The 9,380-nt window shown below is 65.5% G+C and carries 7 protein-coding genes and 2 pseudogenes; 7 read left to right on the top strand and 2 right to left on the bottom strand.

Annotation, left to right across the window (positions count from 1 at the left end; translation table 11 throughout):
- Nucleotides 1-164: pseudogene (locus IC66_RS48385) on the top strand (DUF1850 domain-containing protein); the annotation flags it as partial.
- A gap of 61 nt (nucleotides 165-225) precedes the next feature.
- Nucleotides 226-1,032 carry an SDR family NAD(P)-dependent oxidoreductase gene (locus tag IC66_RS0120865; RefSeq protein WP_038948875.1) on the top strand — a complete coding sequence of 269 codons (807 nt, stop codon included), beginning with the start codon at nucleotides 226-228 and terminating at the stop codon, nucleotides 1,030-1,032.
- Nucleotides 1,033-1,215: 183 nt separating this feature from the next.
- Here IC66_RS0120865 and IC66_RS0120860 read toward each other — a convergent pair whose 3' ends face one another.
- Complete coding sequence (locus IC66_RS0120860; RefSeq protein ID WP_028140709.1) at nucleotides 1,216-1,986, bottom strand: hypothetical protein; 771 nt, start codon at nucleotides 1,984-1,986, stop codon at nucleotides 1,216-1,218.
- A 213-nt stretch (nucleotides 1,987-2,199) separates the two neighbouring features.
- Entirely contained in the window at nucleotides 2,200-3,744 is a 1,545-nt protein-coding gene (locus tag IC66_RS0120855; RefSeq protein WP_038948873.1) for a cation:proton antiporter, read from the bottom strand.
- 125 nt (nucleotides 3,745-3,869) lie between these two features.
- Here IC66_RS0120855 and IC66_RS0120850 point away from each other — a divergent pair, with 125 nt between their 5' ends.
- From IC66_RS0120850 to IC66_RS0120825, 5 genes and pseudogenes are all read left to right on the top strand, one after another.
- The gene (locus IC66_RS0120850) at nucleotides 3,870-4,634 is read left to right on the top strand and encodes a tetratricopeptide repeat protein (RefSeq protein ID WP_038948872.1); all 765 of its coding nucleotides are present in this window, start codon (nucleotides 3,870-3,872) and stop codon (nucleotides 4,632-4,634) included.
- Nucleotides 4,635-4,819: 185 nt separating this feature from the next.
- Nucleotides 4,820-6,202 carry a tetratricopeptide repeat protein gene (locus IC66_RS0120845; protein ID WP_038948871.1) on the top strand — a complete coding sequence of 461 codons (1,383 nt, stop codon included), beginning with the start codon at nucleotides 4,820-4,822 and terminating at the stop codon, nucleotides 6,200-6,202.
- Nucleotides 6,203-6,569: 367 nt separating this feature from the next.
- Nucleotides 6,570-8,480 (top strand): propionyl-CoA synthetase, encoded by a 1,911-nt coding sequence (locus tag IC66_RS0120835; protein WP_038948869.1) that lies wholly within the window; start codon nucleotides 6,570-6,572, stop codon nucleotides 8,478-8,480.
- Nucleotides 8,481-8,596: 116 nt separating this feature from the next.
- Nucleotides 8,597-8,866 carry a hypothetical protein gene (locus tag IC66_RS0120830; RefSeq protein ID WP_038948868.1) on the top strand — a complete coding sequence of 90 codons (270 nt, stop codon included), beginning with the start codon at nucleotides 8,597-8,599 and terminating at the stop codon, nucleotides 8,864-8,866.
- A 192-nt stretch (nucleotides 8,867-9,058) separates the two neighbouring features.
- Nucleotides 9,059-9,380 (top strand): annotated as a pseudogene (locus tag IC66_RS0120825) (OmpW/AlkL family protein); the annotation flags it as partial.

Genomic DNA, 9,380 nt, shown 5'->3' with positions numbered 1-9,380 from the left:
GGCAGCCGAAGCGGGCAGCCATGAAAGAGGTCGTGCTCGGCAATTCGGGCGCGGCCGGCGAATGGCGGCTGTGCCATGGTGGACAATGCCGGACGCTGTCGGAGATTGTCGGGTATCCCATTGGTGCTAACGTCACCACGATGAAGATCTGCAACGATCCGTAGCCCCGGATTACGCTTACGCCCCGTCCGGGCTACAAGAAGAACAACAACAAGGAGACACATGATGGATCGGCTCAAGGGCAAGGTTGCGATGGTGGTGGGGGCCGGCTCGATCGGACCGGGCTGGGGCAACGGCAAGGCGACCGCGGGGACCTTCGCGCGCGAGGGCGCGCAGGTGTTCTGCGTCGACCGCAACGGTGCCGCTGCCGAGGAGACCGCGAAGATCATCACCGGCGAAGGCGGCAAGGCGACCGCCTTCACCGCCGATGTGTCCCGCGCGAGCGAGGTCGAGGCGATGGTGGCGGCGTGCCTGAAGGCCTATGGCCGCATCGACGTGCTCGACAACAATGTCGGCATCGCCGAGATGGGCAGCGTGGTCGAGGTGACCGAGGAGAGCTGGGACCGCGTCTTCAGCGTCAATCTCAAGAGCGCCTATTTCGCCATGAAGCACGTCATTCCCGTCATGGTGAAGCAGGGCGGCGGCTCGATCATCAACATCTCCTCGATCGCCTCGATCCGCCACATGGGCATCTCCTACGTCACCTATGGCACCTCGAAGGCGGCGATGAACCAGATGACGCGCACCACCGCGATCGAGTTCGCGCGGCACCATGTCCGCGTCAACGCGATCCTGCCCGGCCTGATGAAGACGCCGATGGTAGAACACTCTGCCGGCCTTGCCGCCAGCTACGCCAAGGGCGATGTCGAGGCGATGTGGCGCGCGCGCGATGCGCAGGTGCCGATGGGTCACATGGGCGATGCCTTCGACGTCGCCAACGCCGCGCTGTTTCTGGCGTCCGACGAGTCGAAATATGTGACGGGGATCGAGCTCGTGGTCGACGGCGGGATCACGTGCAAGGCGGGGGCGTAGGCGCCGCCTGACGCTTCACTGTCGTCCCGGACAAGCGCAGCGCAGATCCGGGACCCATAACCACAGGACGTGGTTTGGCGAAGACTCGCGGTGACCAGCTCACCAAGGTAACCACTCCCTGTGGTTATGGGTCCCGGGTTCGCGCTTCGCGCGCCCCGGGACGACAATGGAGTGTTTGGCTACTCACTGCGCCAGCGCCAGTATCCCGCCGGCAAATGCGTGCCACGCAGCCGTCTCGCTGATCGGCCAGTTCAAGACCTTCACCGCCAGCAGCGCGAGCGTGCCATAGATGTAGACCGGATGCACGCGGCCTTCGGTGCGCCAGTCGCGCACCATGGCGACGACGAGCAGGAGCGATGCGACGACGGCGGGCGCGATCGTCACCGGCACCGGCGGCGGGCCGGGTGGCCCGGGAGGCGCCAGGAAGGTCAGGAACCAGCGCGCGATCGCGGCATCGAGGATCGAGACCGCGGCGAGCAGCATCAGGCGCTTGTGAATCTCTCCTCTGCGGGTGTTCATGATCGCGATCACGAACACGATTGCGAAGAACGCAATCCCGCTCATCGGCACGATCGAGAAGCCGATGCCGGCCTCGCGCTGCCCGAGGGCTGCGGAATGCTGCATCACGTGCACGGAGGCGAGGAAGCCGAAGATCGTCATCGCGGTTGCGAGCGAGACGCCGGCGATGCCGAGCGAGCGATGATTGACGAGGCGGCCCGAGGCAGCGAGCCAGGTCTGAAGCACGAAATAGACAGACCAGGTGAAGAACAAGAGCCCGTGAAAGTGAATCACGGGGCTCGCGGACAACGTCCGGTGGGCGAGCGGAACCCAATAGGTCGGCGCGAAACCGAGAAAAGCTGTGGCCGCGCAGGCCAGGGCCATGTGGAGATAAAAATATCGTGCAGGCGACGCATCACGCGCGCGTACACGACGGTCGTCGGTCAGGGTCGTCATCAGGAATGAGTCTGGGGAGGTGGGGTTTGGTTCAATGCCGGCCGTCGTCCCGGGGCGCGCGTAGCGCGAGCCCGGGACCCAGGATTGTGTTTGGCGAAGATTTGGAGTTGCCAACCTCGTGTCACGATGACGTCCTGTGGTTATGGGTCCCGGATCTGCGCGCGCTTGGGGCGCGCTTGTCCGGGACGACACCGAGTTTGTGGCTGCGCTACCTCATCCCCCCGCGCTCAATTCTGCGCGATCGAGCTCCTCTTCGAGCCGGTGGAAGGCATCGTCGCCGATCACTTCGGTGGCGCGGAGGTCGAAGATCGATTTGCGCGCGGCCGCGATGGCGCGGCGGCGCAGGGGATCGGCGGGCAGCTCGCCACTGGCGATGCCGCCGTTGGGATCGCTCCCGGCCTGCATCAGGATGGCGCGATATTCCAGCCGCAGGATCTCGGCCTCCTCGGACGGATCGCTCTCGATCGCATCGAGCGCGGCACGATAGGCGACGGCGCGTGCGCGCGCGACCTCGTTGCCGACGGGATCGTCGTCCTTGAGGCCGAACGCCAGGATCAGCGGCCGCAGCGTCAGGCCCTGGATCACCAGCGATCCCAGCACCACCGCAAAGGCGATGAAGACGATGAAGTCGCGATAGGGAAAATTCTCCGGCAGCGCAAAAGCTGTGGCGAGCGTGACGAGGCCGCGCATGCCGCACCAGGAGATGATGAGGCCGCCCTTGGGCGAGGCGACGGCCCTGGGGTCGTTCGGATGATAGATCCCCTGCGCGACCAGCACCCGCAAGGTCGTGCGATAGAACGTCACCCAGGCGAGGCGCACCAGGATCACCGTCAGCAGGATCCAGCCAGCGGCCACGCAATATTCCCAGCGCACGTCCGCATCCAGCCGCGTCCAGATCGGCCGCATCTGCATGCCGATCAGCATGAAGGCGAGCACGTTGAGCACGAACACCATCGTTTCCCACACCGCATAGGACGGCACCCGCAGCCGTGCTGGCATGCGCGCCCCCGCCGTGCGCGCCATGGTGATGGCGTAGACGACGATGGTGAGGATGCCGGAGAGGCCGAGATGCTCCGCGGCGATCCAGACCATGAAGGTGGTGGCGAACTGCACGATGATCGCGCTGGGTGCTTCCTTGACCCGTTCCAGGAGCAGCGGGATGATGTAGCCCGCGAGCAGGCCGGCGACGACGCTGCCGACCAGCGCGAGCGCCATCGTCGGCGCGACCTGGCTCCATGTTAGATGCTCGGTGGCGACGGCACCGACCGCGATGCGGTAGATCAGGAGCGCGCTCGCGTCGTTGAGCAGGCTCTCGCCCTCCAGGACTTTCACCATGCGGTGGGGCAGCTTGACCTGGCTCAGGATCGCGACCGCAGCGGCCGCATCGGGCGGGGCCACGATGGCACCGAGCGCGACCGCGGCGGCCCACGGCATATCGGGCATCAGTCGGTGCGCGACGAAGGCGACGCCGGCCGTGGTCAAGCCGACCGCGGCGACGACCAGGGTCGAGACCGGAACCCAATTGTTGCGCAGATCGCGCAGCGAGGTGTCGAAGGCGGCATCGAGCAGCACCGGTGCGACAAAAAGCGCCAAGGCCAGGTCCGGCTCCAGCGCCCAGGACGGGCTGGACGGCACGAAGGCGATCAGCGCGCCGCCGATCGCCAGAAAGGTCGGGTAGGGGACCTTGATCCGCCGCGCCAGCGCCGATAAGGCAACGGCGCCGAGCAGAAGCGCGATGATCCATTCGAATGTTGACACGATGATCCCCGAAGCCGGTCTGAGCGGCGCCACAAGCTAGCACCAATCCGGCCGTATGATGGATAGTACGGCCCCGAGGCAAGACGTAAGGCAAGCCACAAAGCAAGACACCGACCGCAACGAGCATGTGTTTTCAAAGACTCATTCAACTGTCAGGTGCCGTATTGTTTTGCGCGCTGTCGCTGAATGCCGCCCGGGCTGCGACCGGCGGCGAACCGGCTGCGGTGATACAGGTCGATGTCGCCTCATGCCTCGCGGCGACCGCGGCAGACGATGTGGACAAGGCTGCCACGGCCTGCGCCGGCGTGATCGACAATGAGAAGACGGCGAAGGGGGATCTGATCAAGGCGCTGATCGCGCGCGCGGCGCTCTATGCGCGGCACGACCAGGTCGACCGCGCCATCGCCGACGACAGCCGCGCTCTTTCGCTCGACCCTGCGCTCGCCGACATCTGGAACGCTCGCGGTGAGCTCTGGCTGAGGAAGGGCGACAAGCCCAAGGCGGTGCAGGATTTCGGCGCGGCCCTGAAGATCGACCCGAACCACGAGAAGGCCAAGGCCAATCACAAGGCAATGGCGCGCGAGCTGGAGCGGATCGGCGCGCAGATGGCGGTCGCCGGCAAGCCCAGCTTCAACTGCAGGCGTGCGGCCCGTGCCGTGGAGAAGGCGATCTGCGGCAACCGCGAACTCGCCGATCTCGACCGCGAGATCTTTGCATCGAATGCCCGGGTGTTCCGGGAGGCGCGCAATCCGGCGGAAGCGAAGAACCTCCAGCGCGAGCAGGATGAGTTCATCGCCCGCCGCAATGCCGGGTACGGCCGGGCGGGGTATGATCTGAAGAAGGCGATGCAGGAGCGCTTGCTGCGACTCAACGGGGTAGACGGATATTAGGCCCGTTGCTGCACGAGAGCTCGTCATGCCCGGGCTTGTCCCGGGCATCCACGTTCTTTGTGCCGCGCGTGAGACCTGGATGGCCGGGACAAGCTCGGCCATGACGGCGTAGACAGAGCCGACTTGAACCCATTTCTTCCCTGCCGCGACAACGGTGAGAACCCGACGTCACGGAGCACTCTGCCATGTGCGGCACGCATCCTTCCGCGCAAGCGCTTTCGCTTGCCAAAATCTCGCTTCGCGCTTTTCTTCTCGGGGCGGTGAGCCTCATCCTTGCAGCCCCCGCCTCGGCGGGCACCGATTGCGTGATGGGCAGCAAGGCTGCTCCCGCGGAGCTGATCCCGGCGTGCACCGTCATCATCGACCAGGGCGCAAGTCCCGCGTCCGATCGCGCCGCGGCGCTGCTGGTTCGCGCCGACGCCAATGCCCGGACTTCTGGCGGCCTCACGCAAGCCCTGCGGGACATCGACCGCGCCATCGCAATCGACGGCAAGAATGCAAAGGCCTGGCGCCTGCGCGGCGACCTCTTGCGCGAGGCCGGCGGGGATCTCAACCGCGCGGCGGCGGATCTGAGCAAGGCGATCGAGCTCGATCCGCAGAATGCGGAGGCTTACGAGCTGCGCGGTGTCGTGTACACCACCCAGCGCAGGCTTGACCGCGCGCTCGCCGATTACGACCAGGCGATCAAGCTGAAGCCGGATGATGCACAGGCATGGTCCGACCGCGGCGTGAACTACTATCTCGGCGGCGACAACGAGAAGGCGATCAAGGATCTCAGCGAGGCGCTGCGGCTCGATCCCAACCGTCCGCGCACCTACACCAACCGCGGCGCCGCTTACAAGAAGCTCGGCCAGCTCGACAAGGCGGTGGCCGACGACGGCGAAGCGATCAGGCTCGATCCGAAGGTGCCCGAATATTTTGACAATCGCGGGCTCACCTATGCTGCCATGAAAGAGTACGACAAGGCGATCGCCGATTACGATCAGGCGCTGCGCCTGGCGCCCCGGCCGAACTTCTTCACCAACCGCGGCGATTCCTACCAGTTCAAGGGTGAGTTCGGAGCCGCGCTCGGTGACTACGAGGCTGCGCTGAAGATCGATCCGAATTTCGCGCTGACCTACAACAACCGCGCCGTGCTCTACAAGAAGATGGGCGAGCGCAAGAAGGCGCTGGCCGATTACGAGACGGCGCTCAAGCTCGATCCCGGCAACGAGAACGCTGCCAACGGCCGCCGCAGCATGATCGCGGAGATCGCGAAATTCGGCGATGAGCCGCCGCGGGCGCTGAATGCGGCGTCCGGCAATGGTCCGTCCTTCGCATGCGCGACCGCGAAGCGCGAGGTCGAGAAGGTGATCTGCGCCGATCCGCAGCTGGGCGTGCTCGACCGCCAGATCGCCGAGACCTATGAGCGCGTGCTGAAATCGGCGGGCAAGCGCTCGGCTGGCGAGCTGCGCAAGACCCAGCGCGATTTCCTTAGCCTCCGCAACGCCAGCTTCGGCCGGCCGGGCTATGATCTGAGGAAGGTCATGCAGGAGCGGTTGCAGAAGCTGAACGCGACGGAGAGCTGAGGCGGGCTCTTCGCCTCTCCCTGCCGTGAGCGGCAGGGCAATTGAACATCTAGCAGAGGTCGTCATGCCCGGGCTTTTCCCGGGCATCCACGTTCTCCGTGCGTTATGGAAAGGCGTGGATGGCCGGGACAAGCCCGGCCATGACGATGTGGGTACTGTCGTGCCCCCCTAGCCCATACCCCATATGCGATAGCCCTGCCGCAAGCGGGGAGAGGGAGAAATAACCCATCCTTTTCAGCTTGAACCGCGGCCCGTTCCCGGGAAAATACCTCTCAAACAAGGCCGACACTTGATCCGGGTCATGGCGGGGCGACCGCCGCGCCGCAAGGTTCGAGGTCAGGCCGATAAAGGTAACGGGAGCGCGGGAATGAACATCCAGGGCAAGAGCAGTTATCATGAGGTCCATGCGCGCTCGCTGGCCGATCCCGAAGGCTTCTGGGCCGAGGCCGCGAAAGAGATCGACTGGATCGAGCCGCCGAAGACCATCTTCGACCCCTCGCAAGGGACCTACGGCCGCTGGTTCGCCGGCGGCGTCGTCAATACCTGCTACAACGCGCTCGACCGCCATGTCGAAGGCGGGCGCGCCGACCAGGTCGCGCTGATCCACGATTCGCCGCTCACGGGCAGCGTCACCAAGCTCACCTATGCTGAACTGCTGAACGAGGTGCAGGCGCTTGGCGCCATCATGCAGGATTTCGGCGTCGCCAAGGGCGACCGCGTCATCCTCTATATGCCGATGGTGCCGGAGGCCGTGGTCGCGATGCTCGCCTGCGCGCGGATCGGGGCGGTGCACTCCGTGGTGTTCGGCGGCTTTGCAGCGAAGGAGCTCGCCACCCGCATCGACGACGCGCAGCCGAAACTCATTCTCTCCGCAAGCTGCGGGATCGAGCCCGGCCGCATCGTGCAGTACAAGCCGCTGCTCGACGAGGCGATCAGGCTTGCCGGCAGCAAGCCGAAGGCCTGCATCGTGCTGCAACGCCCGCAGCTCACTTGCGACCTGGCCCCGGGACGGGACTACGATTGGGCGAGCCTGCGCCGCAAGGCGATGAACGACGGCAAGAAGGCGCCCTGCGCGGCTGTTGCCGCGACCGATCCGCTCTACATCCTCTACACCTCGGGCACCACGGGTATCCCGAAGGGCGTCGTGCGCGACAATGGCGGCCATCTCGTCGCGGTGAAATGGTCGATGTTCAACCTCTATGGCGTCAAGCCGGGCGAGGTGTGGTGGTGCGGCTCCGACATCGGCTGGGTGGTCGGCCACAGCTACATCGTCTACGGGCCGCTGCTGCACGGCGCGACGACGATCATGTATGAGGGCAAGCCGGTCGGCACGCCCGACGCCGGCGCATTCTGGCGCGTGATCGCCGAGCACAAGGCGGTCGCGTTCTTCACGGCTCCGACCGCGTTCCGCGCGATCCGGAAAGACGATCCGGAAGGAAAGTTCATCCGGCAATACGACCTGTCGAAGTTCCGCACGCTGTTCCTCGCCGGCGAGCGTGCCGATCCGCCGACGGTCGAATGGGCGGAGCAGCAGCTGAAGGTGCCGGTGATCGACCATTGGTGGCAGACCGAGACCGGCTGGTGCATCGCCGGCAACCCGGTCGGGCTCGGCATGCTGCCGGTGAAGCACGGCTCGCCGACGGTGCCGATGCCGGGCTACCAGGTCGACGTGGTCGACGAAGCGGCGAAACCGGTGGCGCCCAACACCATGGGCTCGATCGTCATCAAGCTGCCGATGCCGCCGGGCTGCCTGCCGACCCTGTGGAATCAGGATGCACGCTTCAGGGAGGCTTATCTCAGCGAATTCCCCGGCTATTACAAAACCTCGGATGCCGGCTACAAGGACGAGGACGGCTATGTCTTCGTCATGGGCCGCACCGACGACATCATCAACGTCGCCGGCCATCGGCTCTCCACCGGCGGCATGGAGGAGATCCTTGCCTCGCATCCCGATGTTGCCGAATGTGCCGTGCTCGGCGTCAAGGACGCGATCAAGGGCGAGGTGCCCTGCGGCTTCCTGGTGCTCAAGGCCGGCGTGAAGCGTGCGCCCGCCGAGATCGAGAAGGAGATCGTCGCGCTGGTGCGCGACAAGCTCGGCCCGGTCGCCGCCTTCAAGCTCGCGATCACCGTCGGCCGCCTGCCCAAGACACGCTCCGGCAAGATTCTGCGCGGCACCATCAAGAAGATCGCCGACGGCGAGTCCTGGACCATGCCGGCGACGATCGAGGATCCCAAGACGCTCGACGAGATCGGGGAGGCGCTGAAGGGGCGGGTGTGAGGCGAAGCTGGTCTGTCATTCCGGGTTCGATGCTCGCATCGCCCGGTATGACGGTGTTGCCGACTTACAATCTCCTCATTCCGCGCTAAACAGGGCCGGCCAATAGGGGACCTCGTATGCCATTCGCCGCCGCGCCGCGCCTGCTTGCAGCTGTGCTGCTTGCCATCGCTCTTTCCGCCTGCTCCGCGCGCTACCAGACGCCGGTAGCGGTGGGCGGCGACGATGACGATGCGGTCTGCCTGAGCCGGGGCAATGCGCAGGGATCGCCGGAATACGTGGCCTGCCGCAAGGATCGCGACGTTCAGCGCAACGCCGCCACCGCCCGTGCAGATCGCCGCCAGCGCGACCTCGGCGAATACATGCTGAACCATCCCGAGCGGCCCTGATGTGAGGTGCGGCATTATCCTGCCGCGCCGCGCACCCCGCATTCGCGATTTCCGTGACAGATCTGCAACGCCGTGGCCAAATCGTGGCTGCGTCTGGCTGAATTGATCGAAGTCAAATCCTTCGGCGCCCCCCTTCTGCTCTGACGCTCATGTCGCGCAACGACGCGCGAGTGAAGGCTGAAGGGGATTGAAATGCAGAGAACGACAAGAAACCTGGCGCGGCTTGCGACGGTTGGCGCGATGCTCGCGGGCACGTTTGCATCGGTGCAGGCTGCCGATTTGCCGGTTTACAAGAAGGCGCCGCCGCCGGTGGAGGCGTTCAATCCGTGGATGGTGCGTCTGCGCGTGCTCGGCGTGTTGCCGGATGCCGGCGGCTCGACCGTCAATGTGGCGGGCGTGCCCTCGCTGTCCTCGCCGAACTCCGGCCTTTCGATCAGCGATCAGGTCGTCCCCGAGCTCGACATCAGCTACTTCTTCACCAAGAACATCGCCGCGGAGCTGATCCTCGGCGTGA

It is taken from the genome of Bradyrhizobium genomosp. III, assembly GCF_000261705.1.
Lineage (GTDB): Bacteria > Pseudomonadota > Alphaproteobacteria > Rhizobiales > Xanthobacteraceae > Bradyrhizobium > Bradyrhizobium ottawaense.
Note: the sequence above shows the minus strand (reverse complement) of the source record. Positions and strands in the feature narration are given on the sequence as shown.

Bases quoted from the DNA above. Each gene is read 5' to 3' on its own strand.
- IC66_RS0120865 (WP_038948875.1), top strand. From the start codon at position 226: ATGGATCGGCTCAAGGGCAAGGTTGCGATGGTGGTGGGGGCCGGCTCG.
- IC66_RS0120860 (WP_028140709.1), bottom strand. From the start codon at position 1,986: ATGACGACCCTGACCGACGACCGTCGTGTACGCGCGCGTGATGCGTCG.
- IC66_RS0120850 (WP_038948872.1), top strand. From the start codon at position 3,870: ATGTGTTTTCAAAGACTCATTCAACTGTCAGGTGCCGTATTGTTTTGC.
- IC66_RS0120845 (WP_038948871.1), top strand. From the start codon at position 4,820: ATGTGCGGCACGCATCCTTCCGCGCAAGCGCTTTCGCTTGCCAAAATC.
- IC66_RS0120835 (WP_038948869.1), top strand. From the start codon at position 6,570: ATGAACATCCAGGGCAAGAGCAGTTATCATGAGGTCCATGCGCGCTCG.
- IC66_RS0120830 (WP_038948868.1), top strand. From the start codon at position 8,597: ATGCCATTCGCCGCCGCGCCGCGCCTGCTTGCAGCTGTGCTGCTTGCC.